At 68.6% G+C, this 20619-nt stretch carries 15 protein-coding genes; 8 read left to right on the top strand and 7 right to left on the bottom strand.

Going from position 1 to position 20619, the window contains the following annotated elements; translation table 11 throughout:
• Positions 1 to 14: 14 nt before the first annotated feature.
• The 4 genes from ACCC97_RS05410 to ACCC97_RS05395 all read right to left on the bottom strand — a co-directional run bounded on the left by ACCC97_RS05410 (position 15) and on the right by ACCC97_RS05395 (position 4084).
• The gene (locus tag ACCC97_RS05410) at positions 15 to 509 is read right to left on the bottom strand and encodes an Lrp/AsnC family transcriptional regulator (protein WP_007828485.1); all 495 of its coding nucleotides are present in this window, start codon (positions 507 to 509) and stop codon (positions 15 to 17) included.
• Between the two features lie 76 nt (positions 510 to 585).
• A complete protein-coding gene (locus ACCC97_RS05405; RefSeq protein WP_413331799.1) occupies positions 586 to 1989 on the bottom strand; it encodes an aspartate aminotransferase family protein in 1404 nt (467 codons plus the stop codon).
• 164 nt (positions 1990 to 2153) lie between these two features.
• Positions 2154 to 3089: a 2-hydroxyacid dehydrogenase gene (locus ACCC97_RS05400; RefSeq protein WP_007828489.1), complete on the bottom strand. Its 936-nt coding sequence runs from the start codon at positions 3087 to 3089 to the stop codon at positions 2154 to 2156.
• A gap of 119 nt (positions 3090 to 3208) precedes the next feature.
• Positions 3209 to 4084, bottom strand: a complete 876-nt coding sequence (locus ACCC97_RS05395) for a GNAT family N-acetyltransferase (protein ID WP_007828491.1) — start codon at positions 4082 to 4084, stop codon at positions 3209 to 3211.
• A 231-nt stretch (positions 4085 to 4315) separates the two neighbouring features.
• Between ACCC97_RS05395 and ACCC97_RS05390 the strand changes: the two genes are divergently transcribed.
• The 8 genes from ACCC97_RS05390 to ACCC97_RS05355 all read left to right on the top strand — a co-directional run bounded on the left by ACCC97_RS05390 (position 4316) and on the right by ACCC97_RS05355 (position 13925).
• The gene (locus tag ACCC97_RS05390) at positions 4316 to 4606 is read left to right on the top strand and encodes a hypothetical protein (RefSeq protein WP_157632103.1); all 291 of its coding nucleotides are present in this window, start codon (positions 4316 to 4318) and stop codon (positions 4604 to 4606) included.
• Between the two features lie 78 nt (positions 4607 to 4684).
• Positions 4685 to 5977, top strand: coding sequence for an NAD(P)/FAD-dependent oxidoreductase (locus ACCC97_RS05385; protein WP_413331798.1), 1293 nt, complete (start codon positions 4685 to 4687; stop codon positions 5975 to 5977).
• Positions 5978 to 6041: 64 nt separating this feature from the next.
• Positions 6042 to 7664: an ABC transporter substrate-binding protein gene (locus ACCC97_RS05380; protein WP_413331797.1), complete on the top strand. Its 1623-nt coding sequence runs from the start codon at positions 6042 to 6044 to the stop codon at positions 7662 to 7664.
• A gap of 22 nt (positions 7665 to 7686) precedes the next feature.
• Complete coding sequence (locus ACCC97_RS05375) at positions 7687 to 8643, top strand: ABC transporter permease (protein WP_413312392.1); 957 nt, start codon at positions 7687 to 7689, stop codon at positions 8641 to 8643.
• Positions 8644 to 8653: 10 nt separating this feature from the next.
• On the top strand, positions 8654 to 9568 hold the full coding sequence (locus ACCC97_RS05370; protein WP_413331796.1) for an ABC transporter permease: 915 nt from the start codon (positions 8654 to 8656) through the stop codon (positions 9566 to 9568).
• Between the two features lie 117 nt (positions 9569 to 9685).
• A complete protein-coding gene (locus ACCC97_RS05365; protein ID WP_413331795.1) occupies positions 9686 to 11311 on the top strand; it encodes an ABC transporter ATP-binding protein in 1626 nt (541 codons plus the stop codon).
• An 11-nt stretch (positions 11312 to 11322) separates the two neighbouring features.
• Positions 11323 to 12411: a tartrate dehydrogenase gene (locus ACCC97_RS05360; protein ID WP_042672651.1), complete on the top strand. Its 1089-nt coding sequence runs from the start codon at positions 11323 to 11325 to the stop codon at positions 12409 to 12411.
• 23 nt (positions 12412 to 12434) lie between these two features.
• Positions 12435 to 13925: an NAD-dependent succinate-semialdehyde dehydrogenase gene (locus tag ACCC97_RS05355; protein ID WP_413331794.1), complete on the top strand. Its 1491-nt coding sequence runs from the start codon at positions 12435 to 12437 to the stop codon at positions 13923 to 13925.
• Positions 13926 to 13935: 10 nt separating this feature from the next.
• On the opposite strand, the gene ACCC97_RS05350 is transcribed toward ACCC97_RS05355, so the two are convergent.
• The 3 genes from ACCC97_RS05350 to ACCC97_RS05340 all read right to left on the bottom strand — a co-directional run bounded on the left by ACCC97_RS05350 (position 13936) and on the right by ACCC97_RS05340 (position 20587).
• A complete protein-coding gene (locus tag ACCC97_RS05350; RefSeq protein ID WP_413331793.1) occupies positions 13936 to 16182 on the bottom strand; it encodes a LamG-like jellyroll fold domain-containing protein in 2247 nt (748 codons plus the stop codon).
• A gap of 231 nt (positions 16183 to 16413) precedes the next feature.
• The gene (locus tag ACCC97_RS05345; protein ID WP_413331792.1) at positions 16414 to 17196 is read right to left on the bottom strand and encodes a glycine-rich domain-containing protein; all 783 of its coding nucleotides are present in this window, start codon (positions 17194 to 17196) and stop codon (positions 16414 to 16416) included.
• A 70-nt stretch (positions 17197 to 17266) separates the two neighbouring features.
• Positions 17267 to 20587 (bottom strand): EAL domain-containing protein, encoded by a 3321-nt coding sequence (locus tag ACCC97_RS05340; protein WP_413331791.1) that lies wholly within the window; start codon positions 20585 to 20587, stop codon positions 17267 to 17269.
• Positions 20588 to 20619 lie beyond the last annotated feature (32 nt).

Here is a 20619-nt window from a genome sequence, read left to right as displayed (position 1 = left end):
GATGAAAGCGCCGGTCAGCGCTCGTGGGGAAAAAGCCGTTCGATCGGACAGTGCGTCTTGATGAACGGCGACTTGATGACGATGTAGCTGAAGTACTTCGCGATGCCGATGTTGCGTTCGAGCAGCCCCTCGATCACTTCCTGGTAGTGATTCACGCCGCGCGTGAGGAAGCGCAGCAGGTAGTCGTAGCCGCCGCTGACGAGGTGGCATTCGAGCACCTCGTCGACCTCGCGGATCGCGGCCTCGAAGCGCACGAAGTCCTCGCGGTGGTGGTCCGACAGCGTGACCTCGGTGAACACGGTCAGCGTGTCGCCGAGCTTTTCGAGCCGCAGGTGCGCGCCGTAGCCCGCGATGTAGCCAGCCTGCTCCAGCCGCTTCACGCGGATCAGGCAGGGACTGGGCGACAACCCGACCGCATCGGCCAGGTCGACGTTGGTCATGCGCCCGTTCTTCTGCAGCTGGGCCAGGATGCGCAGGTCGAGTCGGTCGATCTTGAAAGCTTCTGACATGGCGGTGCCTGGAGAGAAGGAAAGTCCGATTCTGCGTCGCCGCCGGGTCTTGCGGGGCCTATGTGTACCGGCTTGTTCAGGCCGCCAGCGCGGCGCGGACGTCAGGCGCGTCGAGCACTTCGTCGAGCGTCTTCCTCAGCCGCGCGAACAGTTGCGCGAACTCATCCTCGGTGAACGTAAGCGCGGGCGCGAAGCCGAGGACGTGGTCGCCGAAGGCGCGGAACACCAGGCCATTGCGGTAGGCGGCGGCGAAGATGCGCTCCGGCAGTCCGAGCGATGCGTCGAAACCGCGCTTGCTCGCCTTGTCGCTCACCAGTTCCAGCGCGCCCAGCAGGCCGCGGTGGCGGGCGTCGCCCACCAGCGGATGCGCACGCAGCGCGTCGAGCCCGGCCGCAAAGTGCGCCGCACCACGCTGGCCGTTGGCGAGCACGCCGCCCTCTTCGTAGAGCCGCAGCACCTCGAGCGCGACCGCGGCGCTGACCGGGTGCGCCGAATAGGTCGCGCCGTGCCCGACCAGGGCGCCTTCGGGCACGCCATCGGCGATGCCGGCATAGACCTTCTCCGACATCATCGCGGCGCCCATCGGCACGTAGCCGGCGGTCAGGCCCTTGGCCATGGTCATGAGGTCGGGCTCCACGCCTTCGGCCTCGCACGCGAACATCGGGCCGGTGCGGCCGAAGCCGGTGATGACCTCGTCCACCACGAAGAGGATGTCGAGCTCGCGCGCCGCCTCGCGCATGGCCTTGAGCCAGCCCTTGGGCGGCACGATGACGCCGCCCGAGCCCTGGATCGGCTCGCAGAAGAATGCGGCCACGTTGTCCGCGCCCAGCTCGGCCACCTTGGCGCGCAGGGCCGCGACCGATGCGGCGATCAATGACTGCGCGTCGGCCCCGTCCGGCTGGCGGTACGGATTCGGCGAAGGAATGTAGTGCTGCGTGGGCAGCGGCAGGTCGAAGCCGCGGTGGAAGGCCGGCAGCGCGGTCAGGCCCGCGCCGGTGGACGACGAGCCGTGGTAGCCGCGCTCCAGCGCGATGAAGTGCTTCTTCGACGGCCGGCCGGTCGCGTTGTAGTACTGCACGATGAAGCGCACGGCGGCATCGACCGCCTCGGAACCGCCCAGCGTGAGGTACACGCGGGTCAGCGATGCCGGCGTGATCTGCACCAGCTTTTCGGCAAGGCGGATGGCCGGCTCGCTGCTGAAGTGGAAGTAGCCGGTCGCGTAGGGCAGCCGGCGCATCTGCTCGGCCGCGGCCTGCACCACGCTCTCCTGCCCGTAGCCCACGTTCACGCACCACAGGCCGGCGAAGGCGTCGAGCAGTTCGTGGCCGTTGCTGTCGGTCAGCCAGGCGCCGCGGCCCGAGGCCAGCACGGTGGGGCCGCGCTGCTCATGCACGCGCCAGGGCGAGACGGGGTGGATCAGGTGCGCACGATCGATCGCGTCGAGCGCGGCTTGGTGAGGCAATGCGGAGGGATGCGTCATGGGCTGTGTCCGGAGGAAGCTGGTGGCGAAGGAGGCTTTCGATGCCCTCAGCTTAGGATGCGCGACCCTCGGCTTGGTGCTGCTTTGAGGCCTCTGCACGAAGCACGCTGCCGTTGTGCGTGCCGCGACAGCAGATCGTGCGGCGTGCCTCCGGCAACTCGCGCTCAGTACCCCTTCTGGCGATCGACCAGCCCGATCATGGGCTCGCCCGCGGCGAAGCGCTGCACGTTGTCGAGCACCGCTTCGGCGGCACTGAGCGGCTGCGTCATGCTCGCGATGTGCGGCGTGAGCTGCACATGCGGATGGCGCCAGAAGGCATGCGCCGGCGGCAGCGGTTCGGGGTCGGTCACGTCGAGCACGGCTTCGCCGACCTGGCCACTGGCGAGCGCGGCCAGCAGGTCGGTGTCGACGAGTTGCGGGCCACGGCCCACATGCACCAGGCCGGCACCGGCAGGCAGCATCGAGAACAGCCGCGCGTCGAGGAAGCCGCGCGTCGAATCGGTCAGCGGCAGCAGGCACACGAGGATGTCGGTGCGCGCAAGAAAGGCCGGCAGCTCGTCGGCACCGGCATGGCATTGCACGCCGTCGACCGTGTGCCGCGAGCGGCTCCATCCCGCGCAATCAAAACCCATGCCGACGAGTTGCGCCAGCACGGCCTGCCCGAGCGAGCCGAGCCCGAGCACGCCGACGCGCCGTTCACCCGCGGGCCGTACCGGCAGCGGCTTCCACTGCCCTTCCTGCTGCTGGCGCCTGTATTGCGGCATGTCGCGATGCAGGCCGAGCACCGCATGCGTCACGTACTCGACCATGCCGCCCACGATGCCGGGCTCCACCATGCGCACCACGGGCAGCGCGGGCGGCAGCGCGGCGAAGTCGAACTGGTCGACGCCCGCGCCCGAGGAGAACAGCACGTCGAGATTCGGAAAGCGCTCGGCCAGATCGTCCGGCGGCTCCCAGGCGGCAAGAAAGCGTACCTGCGCGGGATCGCCGATGTCGGGCCAGATGCGGAAGTCGATGTCGGGGGCGCGGCGGCGGAACACTTCGGCCCACAGGCGGCCTCGCACGGGATCGGATTTGTAGAGGAAGGTGGTGGTGGTCATGGGTTTTGTTTGTGGGTGCGTTTTCGGGCGCTGTATTCGGGGTGCGTGCACAGGCCGCCGGGGACATTCGCGGAGCAAGGTACCCCGTCGGCGTGATCGCCCCACCGAAAAGCAAGTCTTCACCCAACAGCCTGAGTAACAACAGCAAAGAGCGAAGGCCCGCCAGCCGGCGTAACCAGCGGCACACCACGCACCATCGTCGTAGGCGCATCAACGCGCAGCAGCCCGATGCTCTCCAGGCACTCGGCCAGCCCGCTGTCGAAGTCGATGTCGATGCGCGTGAAGTGCCCGGCGTTGACGCTGGCGAGATGGGCGATCAGCGCCTTCGCGCCGTCGAGGTCGGGCGCAACCACAGGCCCGATGACATGCCCGCGCCCGAAGCGGCGCAGCATCGCGAAGCCGCGCGCTTCGTTGTCGTGGTCGAGCACCACGCAGGCATCGGCGTTGGCCAGCAGGTCGGCGATCAGCGCATCGCGCGGCATGCCGCGCGCCGCAGCGTCGAGCGCCTGCAGGGTGGCCGCCTCGTTCAGGCCGGCGGGCCGCAGGCGCCAGCCCGGCTGCAGCGCAACCAGCGGCGCCGGCTGCGCGATGCCCTGGTGCTGCCTCAGTTCACCCGTTCGCACGAAGCCCAGCCGCTCGTACAGGCCGCGCCCTTCGGCGGTGGCATGCAGCAGCACCGTATGTTCCTCCAGGCCTTCGAGCATCGCGCTCATCAGCCTGTGCCCGATGCGCCGGCCCTGGCAGGCCGGCGTCACGATCACGAGGCCGATGCTGGCATGGCGCTCGCCCCAGTGCCAGCGCTGTGCGGTGGCGACGATCTCGCCGTCGCGCTCGGCCACGATGCCCTCGGCATGCGCGAACACCTGCGCCCAGTCGGCCAGCCGGTGCGGCCAGCGCAACTGGGCCGACAGCGCATGCGTGGAGGGCAAGTCGGCGGACGTCATCGGTCGGAGCACCACGCCGTCGTCGGGTGCATTCGGGGTCTGATCGGGCATTGAAGGGTCTCTGTAGCGAAGGGGATGTCCCTTGCATCTTGGACGACATCAGCGCCCGATGCCAGACCGAAATCGCCTGCCGGCGCAACTCGCAAGCTTCGCCTGCCAAGGGCCCGGGGTTTGCAATTCGCTGCCGCCACGGGTTCGCTTACGCACACAAATGCCGCGCCGACCTGCCTAGCATCGTCCGTCCATTCTCCGGCGCCATCGTGGCCTCCTTCCATTCTTCCCATGCAAGTCGTCGACCCGCTCAAGATCCGCGTGCCTCCGGGGCAGTTCATCGGCGGACGCCTCGTCCCCGATGCCGGCCTGCGCTTCAAAAGCGTGCCGATCGACTTCGCCGCGACGCACCGAGGTGCATGGCCGCACGCGCCAGGGGCAGACCGCACGGCATGCCGCCGCACCCCCTCCAAACCGCAGCTTTCATGCGCCGGATGCCGTATTTCCCAATACCTGCGGCACGGCTGCGTGCTGCAATCACTTCGTCATGAGCTTGTCGCATTTGTCGTCCAAGGAACTTGAAACCATGAGCCCCCGCCCCAGGCAAATCGCCCTCGATCGCCGCGGCATGCCGGCTCGCTCCTGCGTGGGCCGGATGCCATGAAGCTCGACTCCTACTGGACCGATTCGGCCCCCGCGTTTCTGGCCGCGCCGCAGGAGCTGCCGGCGCAGGTCGATGTCGCGATCGTCGGCGGCGGCTTCACCGGCCTTTCGGCCGCACTGGCAATGGCCAGGCGCGGCGCCCGGGTCGCGGTGCTGGAAGCCGGCCCGCGCGTGGCGGCCGAAGCCTCGGGGCGCAACGGTGGGCATGTCAACAACGGCCTCGCGGTCGACTACGCCGATGTGGCGGCCAAGGTCGGCGTCGAGCGGGCGCGCGGCTGGTACAACGCCTACGACGACGCGGTCGACACCGTGGCGCGGCTGGTGCGCGACGAGGCCATCGACTGCGACTTCATGCGCCACGGCAAGCTCAAGCTCGCCACGCGCACCAACCAGATGGCCGCGCTCGAACGCAGCGTACAACGCCTGATCGACGACGGCGTGGACAACGACGTCGAGATCCTCGACGCACCGCGCGTGCGCGCCGAGGTGCAGAGCGAGCGCTTCCACGGCGGCCTGCTCTACAAGCGCAGTGCCCAGATGCACATGGGCCGCTTCGCGCACGGGCTGGCGGTGGCCGCGCAGCGCAACGGCGCCGCGATCCACACGGACACGGAAGTGCGCCGCATCGAACGCCTGGGCCAGGGCCATGCCCACCGGCTGCACACCGCGCGCGGCGTGGTCACGGCGCAGCAGGTGCTGCTGGCCACGGGCGCGACGCGCCATGGCGGCTACGGCAGCTTCGGCTGGCTGCGCCGGCGCATCGTGCCGATCGGCAGCTTCATCGTGGTCACCGAACCGCTCGGCGCGGAGCGCGCGCAGGCGCTGCTCGCGGCCCGGCGCACCTACACGACCATCGCGAACATCCACCACTACTTCAGGCTCACGGCCGACCACCGGCTGGTGTTCGGCGGGCGCGCGCGCTTCGCGATTTCCAGCCCGCAGTCGGATGCCGCGAGCGGCGACATCCTGCGCGCGGGGCTGGCCGAGACCTTCCCGCAGCTCGGCGCGGTGCGGCTCGACTATTGCTGGGGCGGACTGGTCGACATGACGCAGGACCGCCTGCCACATGCCGGCGAGCGCAACGGCCTCTATTACGCGATGGGCTACAGCGGACACGGCACGCAGATGTCGGTCCACATGGGCGAACGCATGGCCGCCGTGATGAACGGCGACGCGTCCGCCAACCCCTGGCGGGGCCGCGACTGGCCCGCCATTCCCGGCCACTTCGGCCCGCCGTGGTTCCTGCCGGCGGTGGGCTTTTATTACCGGCTCAAGGACAGGCTGGCCTGAGGGCCCGCAGTCCCGCAACACGCGTTCGTTTTTTTCCAACCCACGGCCCCAGGAGCACTTCATCATGAGCGACAGCAGCAACAAGAGTTTCGACAGACTCGTCGGCCCCGGCGAAAGCCTGCGCATGATGGAGTCGCTCAAGCGCGGCGCCACGCGGCGCGACATCCTTTCGATGCTGATGGCCGGCGGCATGCAGGCCACGCTGGCCGGCGGCATCGCGGGCGCGGCGATGTCCGCCCATGCGCAGACGCCCAGGAAGGGCGGCCGCCTCCGGGTGGCCGGCGCCACCGCCGCGGCGACCGACACGCTCGATCCGGCCAAGCAGTCGAACCAGACCGACTACTCGCGCTGCAACATGGTCTACAACGGCCTCACCTCGCTCGACGGCAGCCTCGCGCCGCAGCCCGCGCTGGCCGAATCGTTCACCACCAAGGACGCGAAGACCTGGGTGTTCACGCTGCGCAAGGGCGTGAGCTTCCACGACGGCAAGGCGCTCGCGCCCGCCGACGTCGTGTTCTCGGTCATGCGCCACAAGGACCCCGCCACCGCCTCCAAGGCCAAGGTGCTCGCCGACCAGATCGAGAGCGTCAAGGCCAGCGGCCCGAACGAGGTGACGATGGTGCTCAGCGCGCCGAACGCCGACCTGCCGGTGATCCTGGGCACCTTCCACTTCCAGATCGTCAAGGAAGGCACCACCGACTTCAACGCAGGCATCGGCACCGGCCCGTACAAGCTCAAGGAATTCAAGCCCGGCGTGCGTTCGCTGATGGTGCGCAACGACGCCTACTGGAAACCCGGCAAGCCCTACCTCGACGAGATCGAGTTCGTGGGCATCGGCGACGAGAGCGCGCGCGTCAACGCGCTGCTGTCCGGCGGCATGGACCTCGTGGGCTCGGTCAATCCGCGCTCGGTGGAGCGCGTGAAGGGCACGCCCGGGTTCGGCATCTTCCTCACCCAGTCGGGCCAGTACTCCGACCTCATCATGCGCAAGGACACGGGCCCCGGCGCCAACCCCGACTTCGTGCTCGCGATGAAGTACATGTTCGACCGTGCGCAGATGAAGAAGACCATCGCGCTCGACTACGCCGTGCTCGGCAACGACCAGCCGATCGATCCGACCAACCGCTTCTACTTCGCGGGCCTGCCGCAGCGCCCGTTCGACCTCGACAAGGCCAAGTTCCATCTGCAGAAGTCCGGCGTCACCGGCAAGGTGCCGATGGTGGCTTCGCCGGCGGCACTCTACTCGGTGGAGATGGCGCTGATGCTGCAGCAGACCGCGCAGCGCGCAGGCCTGGAGATCGACATCAAGCGCATGCCGGCCGACGGCTACTGGTCGAACCACTGGCTCAACAGCCCGGTGGGCTTCGGCAACGTCAACCCGCGCCCGAGCGCCGACGTGCTGCTGACGCAGTTCTTCCAGTCGGGTGCGGCCTGGAACGAGTCGCGCTGGAAGAACGAGAAGTTCGACCAGCTGCTGCTGGCCTCGCGCGCCGAGACCGACCTGGCCAAGCGCAAGCAGATGTACGCCGACATGCAGACCATGATCCACCAGGACGCCGGCATCGGCATCCCGCTGTTCCTTGCGAGCATCGACGGCCATAGCTCCAAGCTCAAGGGGCTGTCGCCGATTCCGCTGGGCGGGCTGATGGGCTACAACTTCGCCGAGAACGTGTGGCTGGAAGCCTGATCCGCGCGCCGGAACATTCTTCATGAACCATGTGATCCTCAAGCTCCTCGTCCAGCGCATCGCGCTGGCGCTGCTGTCGCTCCTGGCGGTGTCGGTGATCGTGTTCTCGATCACCGCCGTGCTGCCGGGCGATGCAGCCCAGGAGCAGCTCGGCCAGGAAGCCACGCCCGAGGCGCTGGCCGCGCTGCGCACGCAGATGGGGCTGGACGTGCCGGCGCCGCGGCGCTATGCGCAATGGCTGCTCGGCATGGCCAGGGGCGACCTCGGCCGCTCGGCCACCACGCAGATGCCGGTGTCGGAGCTGGTGGCAAGCCGCCTTCCCAACTCGCTGCTGCTCGCGGCCGTGACGGCCCTGTTCTCGGTTCCGATCGCGCTGGCGCTGGGCATCGCCTCGGCCGTGTGGCGCGGCTCCTGGTTCGACCGCGCGGCTTCCACGTCGGCGGTGGCGGTGGTGTCGGTGCCGGAGTTCCTGGTCGCGACGCTCGCGGTGCTGGTGTTCGCGGTCAAGCTGCGCTGGCTGCCGGCGCTCTCTTTCGTCAACGAAATCGAGTCGGTCGGACAGTTGCTGCGCGCCTTCGCGATGCCGGTGCTGGTGCTGTGCTGCGTGATCGTCGCGCAGATGATGCGCATGACGCGCGCCGCGGTGATCGACCAGCTCGAGGCGCCCTACATCGAGATGGTGCGGCTCAAGGGCGCCTCGCCGATGCGCATGGTGCTGGCGCATGCGCTGCCCAACGCGGTCGGCCCGATCGCGAATGCGGTGGCGCTGAGCCTGTCGTACCTGCTGGGCGGCGTGATCATCGTCGAGACGATCTTCAACTATCCCGGCATCGCCAAGCTGATGGTCGACGGCGTCTCGCAGCGCGACATGCCGCTGGTGCAGACCTGCGCCATGATCTTCTGCGCCGGCTACCTGATCCTCGTGACGGCAGCCGACATCTGCGGCATCGTCGCCAACCCCCGACTGCGCCACCGCTGAGGCGAGCCCCATGGAAACCTCCACCTCCTCATCGGCCCTGGGCGCCCCGGCCACGGCCACCGCCGTCGCAGCGCCGAGCGAGCAACGCGGGCGGCATCCGCTGCGCTGGCTTCGCGGCTTCGGCGTCTCCGGCCTGCTGGGCCTCGCGGTGCTGCTGTTCTGGCTGCTCGCGGCCGCGCTCGGGCCCTGGCTGCTGTCGCACTCCTCGGGCACCATGGGCGGCAACAGCGTCTTCGCGCCCATGAGCGCGGCGCACTGGCTGGGCACCGACTACCTCGGGCGCGACATGCTGGCGCTGATCGTCGAAGGCGCACGCTATACGGTCGGCGTCGCGCTGCTCGCCACGCTGCTGGCCAGCGGCACCGGCACCACGCTGGCGCTGCTGGCCGCGGCCAGCGGACGCTGGACCGACACGCTGCTCAGCCGCTGCCTCGACACGCTGACCGCGATACCGAGCAAGATGTTCGCGCTCATCATGGTGGCGGGCTTCGGCTCCTCGGTGCCGATGCTGGTCGTGACGGCGGCCATCATCTACGTGCCGGGCGCCTATCGCATCGCACGCTCGCTGGCCGTCAACATCAACGCGCTCGACTACGTGACCGTGGCGCGCACGCGCGGCGAGGGCACGCTCTACATCATGCTGCGCGAGATCCTGCCCAACATCCTCGGGCCGATGCTGGCCGACCTCGGCCTGCGCTTCGTCTACACCGTGCTGCTGCTGGCGAGCCTGAGCTTCCTCGGCCTCGGCATCCAGCCGCCGGCGGCCGACTGGGGCTCGCTGGTGCGCGAGAACATCGGCGCACTGGCCATGGGCGGCGCCTCGGTGATCGTGCCGGCGCTGGCCATCGCGAGCCTGACCATCTCGGTCAACCTCGTCATCGACAACCTGCCGGGCCGCGGCGCCCGCGAACGAGGAGCAAGATGAAGCTCACCCCCAGGCTTGCCCACTTCGTGTGGCCTCCCACCCCCTCTCCGGGGGCAACACCAGCGGCCCGGCAAAGCCGGTTCCGCGGTGTTCCCGGCGCAAACGGGAGCCACTGACATGGGCGCAACACTGATCGTCAACGACTTGAGCATCGCGGCCGGCGCGAGCACGCTGGTCGACAACCTGAGCTTCTCCGTGCAGCCCGGCGAGGTGCTGGCGCTGATCGGCGAATCGGGCTCCGGCAAGACCACCACGGCGCTCGCGCTGATGGGCTTTACGCGCCAAGGCTGCCGCATCTCGGCAGGCAGCGTGCGCATCGGCGGCACCGACGTGCTGGCGCTCGATGCACCCCGGCAGCGCGCGCTGCGCGGACGAACGGTCACCTACATCGCGCAGAGCGCGGCGGCCTCCTTCAATCCCTCGCGCACGATCATGGACCAGGTGGTCGAGCCGTGCCGCATCCATGGCCTGTGCACGCGCGCCGAGGCCGAGGCGAAGGCGATCCAGCTGTTCCGCGAGCTCGCGCTGCCCGAGCCGGAGACCATCGGCACGCGCTACCCGCACCAAGTGTCGGGCGGCCAGCTGCAGCGGCTGATGGCGGCCATGGCGCTGATCGCCGACCCCGATCTTGTGATCCTCGACGAGCCGACCACCGCGCTCGACGTGACGACGCAGATCGAGGTGCTGCGCGCCTTCCGCCGTGCGGTGCGCGAGCGCCGCGCGACCGCGGTGTACGTGAGCCACGACCTCGCGGTGGTGGCACAGATAGCCGACCACATCCTGGTGCTGCGCAACGGCCGGATGCAGGAGGTGAATGCCACCGAGCGGATTCTCGCGACGCCGGCCCATGAGTACACGAAGTGCCTGCTGGCCGCCGCCCGCCCGGCGCCGCGCGAATCCGGCGCGACCCCGGGCGGCGCCGAGCTGCTGCTCGAGGTGCGCGAGCTTTCCGCCGGCTATGGCCCTGTTGACGCACAGGGACGGCCGGCCAAGATGATCCTGGAGAACATCGATCTCAAGCTCTACCGGGGCCAGGCCATCGGCGTGATCGGCGAGTCGGGCTCGGGCAAGACCACGCTGGCGCGCGCCGTCGCCGGCCTGCTCAAGCCGTGCCACGGCAGCGTGCTGTTCAACGGCCGCGCACTCAAGCCAACGCTGGCACAGCGCGAGCGGGAAGAGCTGCGCCAGATCCAGATCGTGTTCCAGATGGCCGACACGGCGCTGAACCCGTCGCAGACCATCGAGCGCATCCTGGCGCGGCCGCTGCAGTTCTACAAGGGCCTGCGCGGCGAGCCGCTGCAGCGGCGCATCCGCGAGCTGCTCGACCTGGTGCAGCTGCCGCAGACCGTGGCCGGGCGCCTGCCGGGCGGCCTCTCGGGCGGGCAGAAGCAGCGCGTGAACCTCGCTCGCGCGCTGGCGGCCGACCCGGACCTGATCCTGTGCGACGAAGTCACGTCGGCGCTGGACACCGTGGTCGGCGCGGCGGTGCTCGACCTGATCGCGCAGCTGCGGCGAGAACTCGGCGTGTCGTATCTCTTCATCAGCCACGACCTGCACACCGTGCGCGCCGTGTGCGACGAGATCGTTGTCATGCAGCACGGCCGCAAGCTCGCGCAGGTGGTGCGCGCCGACTATGACCGCGGCCCGCACCACCCCTACTACGAGCTGCTGGCGCGCTCGGTACCCGAGCTGCGCCGCGGCTGGCTCGACGAGATGGACCGCGCGGCCGTCCACGCTTCATGAGAAAGACCGATATGACACCCACCTTCCGCATCGCGCTGATCGCCGGCGACGGCATCGGCAAGGAAGTGATGCCCGAGGGCCTGCGCGTGGTGCAGGCCGCCGCGGAACGCTTCGGCTTCGAGCTCGACTGCCGCACCGTCGACTGGGCCAGCTGCGACTACTACGCGCAGCACGGCCAGATGATGCCGGACGACTGGAAGGAGCAGCTCAAGGGCGTCGACGCGCTGTACTTCGGCGCCGTCGGCTGGCCCGCTACCGTGCCCGACCACGTGTCGCTCTGGGGTTCGCTGCTGAAGTTCCGCCGCGAGTTCGACCAGTACATCAACCTGCGCCCGGTGCGCCTGTTCGAGGGCGTGCCCTGCCCGCTCGCCGGCCGCAAGCCCGGCGACATCGACTACCTCGTGGTGCGCGAGAACACCGAGGGCGAATACACCTCGCTCGGCGGCGTGATGTACGAGGGCACCGAGCGCGAGATCGTGATCCAGGAGTCGGTCTTCTCGCGCCATGGCGCCGACCGCGTGCTGCGCTACGCCTACGAGACCGCGCGGGCACGAAAGCGCAAGCACCTGACGGTGGCCACAAAGAGCAACGGCATCGCGATCAGCATGCCGTGGTGGGACCGGCGCGCCGACGCCGTCGGGCTCGACTACCCCGAGGTGACGGTCGACAAGCAGCACATCGACATCCTGTCGGCGCGCTTCGTGCTGCAGCCCACGCGCTTCGACGTGGTGGTGGCGAGCAACCTGTTCGGCGACATCCTGTCCGACCTCGGGCCCGCGACCACCGGCACCATCGGCCTCGCGCCATCGGCCAACCTCAACCCGGAGCGCAAGTTCCCGTCGCTGTTCGAGCCGGTGCACGGCTCGGCGCCCGACATCCATGGCCAGAACATCGCCAACCCCATCGCGATGATCTGGTCCGGCGCGCTGATGCTGGACTTCCTCACGCAGGGCCAGGGCGCGGGCCGCGCCGCGCACGACGCGATCCTGGGCGCGATCGAGGCGGTGCTGCGCGAGGGGCCGCGCACGCCGGACCTCGGCGGCTCGGCCAGCACCACCGAGGTCGGCATCGCGATCGCCGAGCGCGTAACCGCATCCTGAATGAAGAGAAAGACCCTCCGACCATGACACTCGAACCCGAATACAGGAACCTGATGCCCGGACGCCAGCTCATCGGCGGCGAATGGCGCGAAGCGAGCGATTCGCGCCGCCTCGACGTCAGCGATCCCGCCACCGACTCCGTCTTCGCGAGCGTGCCCGACGGCACGGCCGCCGATGCGCGCACCGCCGTCGATGCCGCGCACGCCGCCTTTCCCGCATGGCGCGCGGTGCCGGCCAAGCAGCGCGCGCAGATCCTCAAGCGCTGGAACGACCTCGTGATCGCGCACCAGGAAGACCTGGGCCGCCTCATCTCGCGCGAGCAGGGCAAGCCGCTGGCCGAGGGCCGCGGCGAAGTCGCCTATGCGGCCAGCTACATCGAATGGTTCGCCGAGGAGGCCACGCGTGCCAACGGCGACATCATCCCGGCGCCCGTGCCGGGCCGGCGCATGTTCGCGCTGAAAGAACCTGTGGGCGTGATCGCGGCGATCACGCCATGGAACTTTCCGGCGGCCATGATCGCGCGCAAGATCGCACCGGCCCTCGCGGCGGGCTGCACGGTGGTGTGCAAGCCGGCGGAAGACACACCGCTGACCTCGCTCGCGCTGGTGGCGCTGGCCGAAGAAGCCGGCGTGCCGCCGGGCGTGCTCAACATCGTGACGGCCTCGCGCGAGCGCACGCCCGAGGTGGTCGATGCCTGGCTCGACGATGCGCGCGTGCGCAAGGTCACGTTCACCGGCTCGACGCCGGTCGGCAAGCACCTCGCAAGGCGTTCGGCCGATACGCTCAAGAAGCTGTCGCTGGAGCTCGGCGGCAATGCACCCTTCATCGTGTTCGACGACGCCGACGTCGATGCCGCCGTGGAGGGCCTGATGGCCGCCAAGTTCCGCAACGGCGGCCAGACCTGCGTGAGCCCGAACCGGGTGTTCGTGCAGGCCCGCGTGCACGACGCGTTCGTCGACAAGCTGGCTGCGCGGGTCGGCGCGCTCGAGGTCGGCCCCGCCACCGAACCCGGCTCGCAGATCGGCCCGATGATCAACGCGCGCGCCGTGGAGAAGATCGAGCGGCACGTGCGCGACGCCGTGGCCAGGGGCGCGCGCATCGTGGTCGGCGGCGAGCGGCTGCGCTCCGCGCGCTGCGACGGCCCCAACTACTACGCGCCCACCGTGCTGGTGAACGCCGACGCGACGATGGCCTGCAGCTGCGAGGAAACCTTCGGGCCCGTGGTGCCGGTCACGCGCTTCGAGAGCGAGGCCGAGGTGATCGCCGCCGCCAACGACACGCCCTTCGGGCTCGCGGCGTACTTCTACTCGCGCGACGTGCGGCGTATCTGGCGCGTGGCCGACGCGCTGGAGTCGGGCATCGTCGGCATCAACGAAGGCGCGCTGGCGGCCGAGGCCGCGCCCTTCGGCGGTGTGAAGGAATCGGGCTACGGCCGCGAAGGCTCGGTGCATGGCCTGGACGACTACATGCACACCAAGTACGTCTGCCAGGGCCAGCTGGCGGGGCTGGTCTAGAAGAAGCCCGCTACGCGGCAGCCAGCGCCGCCACCTCCGCGCTGCCCAGCGCGCCGCCGTAGATCCGGAAATCGTCGATGCGGCCCTTCAGGTACGGGTCGCTGGAATATTGCGAGCGGCCCAGCCAGTTCTGCGTGGTGGCGCCCAGGTCGATGGGCGCAAAGCCCATCTGCGTGTTGGAGCCGGCCTCCACGCCGTCCACGTAGAGGGTCCCGAGCGCGCCGGACACGGTCACCGCGACGTGCACCCACCGCCCGGTGGGGAGCGCCGCCGAACCGTCGATCACCTGCTCGTTGTAGCCATGGACCGTGGAGATCGCGAAACGCGGCGTGCCGCTGTTGCTGCGGGTCGTCAGCATCATGTAGCGGCGCGTGCCCGAGCCGAAGTCGAAGACCCGCGACCAGGTCGCCAGGCTGTCGATGTACAGCCAGGCGCTGATGCTGAAGTCGGCGAGGCCCTTCGCCACGCCCGCCGGCAGCGCGACATGGCCGCCCGTGCCCGTGAGGCCGACGGCGTTGCCCCGGCGTCCGGCGGTCCAGGCCGCGCCGCCCTGCAGCTCGCTGGCGGCGAACCGCCCGGTGGCGTCGGCGGCCTGGGTGCCGGTCGATTCGTCGAACTTGAGCTGCAGCAGCAGTTCGGCCTCGAGTGCTGCCCTTTCCTCGTTGGAGGCGGCACTCTCGCCCGAAGCGCCCACGGCGACGACCACGTAGTACCAGACACCGCCGGCCGCGACGCCGCTGTCGGTGAAAGTCAGCGTGTCGGTGATGCCCGAGGCGATGGCGGTGTAGGGCCCTCCCGAGGTGCTCGCGCGCTTGACGGTGTAGCTCTGCGCGTCGGGGCAGCCCCACCACGACAGCACCACCTGCGTGGCACGCACCCGCGCCGTGAGCCCGCTCGGCTTGCCCTGCGCCGCGAGCGGATCGCGCGTGAAGGTCAGCGTGCCGAAACCCAGCTGGTCGCCGTTGCCGCCGTCCGACTCGGGCCGCATCTGCAGGGCCTGCAGCGCGGTGTAGGGCGCGGCGACGCCGAGGCGGTTCGCATAGTGGTTGTAGACGCTTTCCCAGATGCCGCGCCGGTGCCCCTGGCCCGCCGTCGACAGCACCGACTGCGTGCCCTGCCTGTTGATGTTGGTGAGGAAAGGCACTGTGTAGAAATTGCCGGCGCCGTCGGTCAGGTTGGACTTGGCGACGTACTCGGCGCCCGCGAGGAAGCGGTTGTTCTCGTAGCCGTACGTGTCGTCGCCCTGGTTCCACGCCATTTCGTGGAACGCGCCCGCCAGGCCGATGCCCAGCGTGCAATGGCCCTGGTCGCGGCCGCTTTCCTGCCATTGGCCGAGGTAGCCCGGATGCACCTGGTAGACCGCCTGCAGGCCCGCACCGTTGCCCTGGCCCGTCTTGTAGTAGCCCATGGCCTCGTCGTAGATGTCCTGCCGGTCGCACAGCACGCCGATGGCCAGCATCGAAGCCAGCGTGCACTGATCCCAGTTGGCCCAGTAGTTGGTGATCTCGGAGCCGTTATGGTTGATCAGGAAGCTGTGGTTGAGCGGATAGAACACGGTGAGCATCATGTTCTGGAAGCGCGCGAAGTCGCTCGCGGCCCAGCCCTCGTAGGTGCGCATGATCTCGGCCGCGTTGGCGAACTGGTAGCCGTAGATGCCTGCCGCCAGGAAGCGGTCGGCGTTGCCGGTGAGCGTGGTCAGCGTGGACGACCATTCATTCAGGAAGACCACCGCCAGGTCGGCGTAGCGCTTGTCCTGCGAGACCTTCCAGCGCAGCGCCAGCTGATAGGCGCGCGCGATGTCGATGTACATCTGCGCGAAGTTCTGGCCGTCTCCGCCGCGGATCACCGTTGCCAGCGGGCGGGGCGTGGCGCCCAGCTGCGAGCGGCCGTTGGAAGTCAGCGCGTTCCAGCCGCCGAGCCAGGGTTGCGCCTGGGCCCCGACCTTCTGGCGCATGCGTTCGAAGTCGGCCTCGGTGTGCAGCAGGCCGGGGTGGACGAACTTGCGCGCCTGCGGCGAGGGCACCGGGTCGGTCGCCCCTGGGACGACCGCGTCGGTGTCGGCAACCACCGCATCGCCCGAAGCGGCCGCCGCCTGTTGCGGCACGGCGCCCGAAGCACCGGCGAGCCACCCCGCGCCACCGCCTCCACCCCCACCTCCGCAGGCCGTCGTTCCCAGCGCGAGGGCGCTTGCCGCGCCGAGAAAGAAAACACGGCGGTCCAGGGAGACACGGCTCCCGTCATCCAACGAATGCGTCATTGCCGAATACATTGTAAAAAAATGATTCAGCAACATGCATGCCACTCGCTGGCTCCGGGCGAACTGGCGTTGCCGGTAACACCGATGGATACATGGGCGCCGCTGCATCGGCGATGCGCGCATTCCGGATGACATTCGTTGTCACGCGAGGCCTCCGGCGAAGCCAGGAATGTCAGCGAGCCGGGATGCGGCGCCAGCACCGCCTTCGCGGTGGCGCCGCTATTCCTTCATTTATTCGCGCAGATTCGAACCCGCACGCGAAGCTGCCGACTCATACACACCGGCCTTCACCGAAGCTCCTGCCGCGGCGCCCGCCTCGAGCGAACACCATGCGGCCGAAGGCTTGCCCGCCTCGAGCGAACACCACGCGGCTGAAGGTTTACCCGCCTCGAGCGAACACCACGCGGCTGAAGGCTTGCCCGCTTCGAGCGAGCACCACGCGGCTGAAGGCTTGCCCGCCTCGAGCGAGCACCACGCGGCCGAAGGCTTGCCTGCCTCGAGCGAGCACCATGCGGCCGAAGGCTTGCCCGCCTCGAGCGAGCACCATGCGGCTGAAGGCTTGCCCGCTTCGAGCGAGCACCATGCGGCTGAATCCTTGCCCGGCTCGCGATGGGGCATCGGCTCGCCGAACTCCTCGGCAGACAAGCGCTGCATTTCCAGGAAGGCCTCCTGCAGCGCCTTGGCGTCATCCTCGCCGCGCAGGCCAAGGTACGGGAAGTGGTGCAGGAAATGGCCGAAGGTGGCTTCGCAATCGGCTGCGTACTTTCTCGTGTCGAGGATGTGCATGTGCCAGAAGCGGTCGACGTCCTGCTCAGGAGCAAGCGTCAGGTCGGGGTGCTTGGCGTGCAGTATCAGGTAGCGTTTGTAGGCCACCTCCATCTGGTCCGCGTAGCCGGCCGACCAGCCGTAGCCGTCCTCTTTGCGGCTGGCCTTGAACTTGATCAGCGTGAGGTCGAGGGCCTGGATGGCGGCGATCGTCTGCTCGAGCGTCTTGCCTTGGGTGGAATCGATCATGAATGCTCCTGTGAAGTTGCGAGTAGGTCCGAGCAACGTGCCCGGTGACGATTGCCCGAAGGTCCGGCCGTCAGGCCGCTACCGACGGAGCAAACTGGTTGCGCAGGTGACGCGCCATGAAATTGCGTGCCTCGTCGGCGGGCACGGGCTTGCACAGCCAATAGCCCTGGACCTCGTCGCATCCGCGGATGCGCAGGTAGTCGAGTTGTGCTTCGGTTTCCACGCCCTCGGCCACCACCTTCATTCGCAGCCCGTGGGCCAGGGTGATGATGCCGTCGATGAGCGCCCGTGCATCGGCGTCCTGCGAGAGATCGTTGATGAAGGAACGGTCGATCTTGACGGTCGACAGCGGGAAAAGCTTCAAATAGGAGAGCGAGGAATAGCCCGTTCCGAAATCGTCGATGGCGAGGCCGACGCCCATGTCTCGAATCGTCCGGAGCAAATTGGCCGCATATTCGGGGTTCTCCATCACCGCACCTTCGGTAATTTCCAGCTCGAGCAGCGCCGGCTCCAGGCCCGAGGCTTCCAGGATGCCCCGTATGTCGGCGACGAGCGTCTGGCTTTCGAACTGGCGCGGCGACAGGTTGACGCTCATCAACACGTCCGGCAGACCGTAATTCCGCCACGCGCGCGCATCGGCGCAGGCCCTCTCCAGCGCCCACCGGCCCATGGACACGATCAAGCCGATCTCTTCGGCGATCGGAATGAACTGCACGGGCGGGATCATGCCCAGAACCGGATGGTGCCAGCGCATCAGCGCCTCGACACCGACGATGCGCCGGGTCTGCAGATTCATCTTCGGCTGATAGTGCATCTCCAGTTCGCCTCGTTCCACGGCATGGCGCAGTGCGCTCTCCAGGATCAGCCGCTCGGTACTCTGTGCATTCATCTTCGCCGCGTAGAACCGGAAGGTGTTGCGGCCTCTTTCCTTGGCCCGGTACATCGCGGTGTCGGCGTTCTTCAGCAACGCTTCGACGTCGCCGCCGTTGTCCGGGTAGATGCTCACGCCGACGCTGGCGCTGACGTGCAGTTCGCGCCCCTCGATGACGAAAGGCTCGGCGCAGCAGGCCAGCACCTTTTCGGCGAGTACCGCGGCATCGTTCGCGCTGGACAGGTTCTCCAGGAGCAGCACGAACTCGTCGCCGCCGAAACGCGCCACCACGTCGTCCTCGCGCAGCAGCGCCGTGAGGCGCTCGCCGCAGGTCTTGATCATCTCGTCGCCCACGCCATGGCCGAGCGTGTCGTTGATGTGCTTGAAGCGATCCAGGTCGACGAACATCACCGCGAACTGCTTCTGATGGCGGTTGCTGCGCTTGATGGCGCGATCAAGCTCGTGTTGCAGCGCGGCGCGGTTGAACAACCCGGTGAGTTCGTCGTGGCTGGCCATGAAACGAAGATTTCGCTCGGCCAGCTTGCGTTGCTCGTACTGGGCAATCTGCAGGGCGATCACACGCAGCGACTCCAGCGTCTCGGCGTCGTCCACGTACGGATTGCGGGCAAAAAGCTCCAGCGCGGTGGTCACACCGGTGGTGACCATCGGCACAACGAGGCCGCCAGCCAGTCCGGCCTGCCCCGCCATCGCATCGCGCACAAAGTCGCCCGGGGCTGCCCGGGTGTCGATTTGCACGACGCCACCGGTCCCCCAGGCGCGGCCCAGCGAGCCTTCGCCAGGCCGGTATTCGAGCGAGCGGCTGTCGCTGACGAATTGCCGCACGGCCGGGCCGCTGTCGGCATGCCAGGCGGCGGCGCAGCGAACCAGGCCGTCGTCGCCGACGCGCCACAACATGCCGCAGTCCCAGCGCAACTCGGTGCATACCGCCTCCAGCGCCTGCGTGATCACCGTCTCTGCCGCGCCATCGCCGGCAAGCAGCCGGGCGATCTCGTACTCGAGCTTCTGGCGCAACGCATCCTTGCGGCGCCGCGTGGCATCGCGCACGGTGCCGCGCACCAGCGTCTTTCCGTCTTCCTCGGCCGACTGCGCAATGACGTGCAGCCAGCGTTCGGTGCCATCGGGCAGGCACAGGCGGTGCTCGAATTCGCTGCGTTCCATGGACCGGGAGGCCTGCGCGATCTGTTGTTCGACCTCGGAGCGTTCCGAGTCCGGAACTCGCGAGAGCAGCGCCGGCAGGTCTGGCAGCAAGAGGTCGGTCTCGAAACCGAGGATGCGCCGGGCTTCCTCGGAGCATTGCAGGGCTCCGGTTTCGGGATCGAGGATCCAGCTGCCCAGGCTCGCCAGGTGCTGGGCATCCTCCAACTGTCGTTCGCTGGTGCGCAGGTGGCTGGTCATCTCGGTCGCCAGGACCTGGGCCCGGCTGCGTGAAGTGGTCAGCGAAAAGACGATGCCGGCAATCAGCATGCTGGTGGCCAGGCCGCCGAGGACGATGAACCAGGGGATGGCCTTGTCGAGCGGACCGAAGACCTGGCGCTCGTCCTGGCCGACCTCGACCAGCCAGGAGTGGCCGCCCAACTCGAAGCCGAGCACACGCTCGAGGCTGCGCGCCGGTGCGACGGCCGACTTCGCCAAGGCCGCGCTGTCGAACAGCAGTTGCCGCTCGCCGAAGGGGGTCGGCTTCACGAACCTGGTCTCGACGCGCGTGCCGACCGCCCCCTGGCCCGGGCCGGCATCGATCAGGCGCAGCCGGAGCGTCCTCGCGGCATCGTCGCCCACCATGTCGCGCAGCATGCCTGCGATGCTGAAGCCCGCGCCGACCGAACCCATATAGGCGCTGCGCCGCTGCTCGAGCGTATCGAGCGGCTGCCCCGTGCGATAGACCGGCAGCCGCATCGCCAATCCGATGTCGGACTCGCGACCCGGGATGCGCACCTTGCGCCCGGAGGAGACGAGCCCGCCGGTGTCACGCCCCTGCTCGAGCGCGTCCCCCCTGTCGGGCATCGCGCCCAGGTCGTTGCCGAGCAGCTTCTCGTTGCCGGCCTGCGGTTCGATGTAGATCAGCGGGTAGTAGGTGTCACGCTCGCCGGGCGGCTTGATGGCGAAGCGGGAGGCAACGCTGGCGTCGAGACTGGCATCGCCACGGACCCGTGCCTCGAAGAACTGCTTGTCGCCCGCCGCAACGCGGGGCGCATAGGTGACGGCCTGGAAACCGGGGTACGCGGTCGCAAGGTTCAGCCCCGCGACGTAGTCCCTGAAATCGCTTCGCGTCACGGCCTCGGAGGTGTTGAATCGCGCACGCAGGCCGATGAGGACGGCAATGTAGTCGTCGAAGCGAGCCTCGACCTTGCGTGCCAGATCGAACGCGGTTGCGTCGAAGCGCGCCTGGGCGCTGCGCCCGATCTCCTGGCGCGCCGAAATGCTGAGGGCGATCGATAGCGCCGCGCCGAGGATGAAAATTACCAGCGGCAGGCGAATCCTGGCCCAGACGGACAAAGACATGGGTTTGATCCTGTCGCTTGTACGAGCCGGGT

It is taken from the genome of Variovorax sp. Varisp85, assembly GCF_047304045.1.
Classification (GTDB): Bacteria; Pseudomonadota; Gammaproteobacteria; order Burkholderiales; family Burkholderiaceae_C; genus Variovorax.
This window is presented reverse-complemented; position numbering and strand designations above follow the sequence as displayed.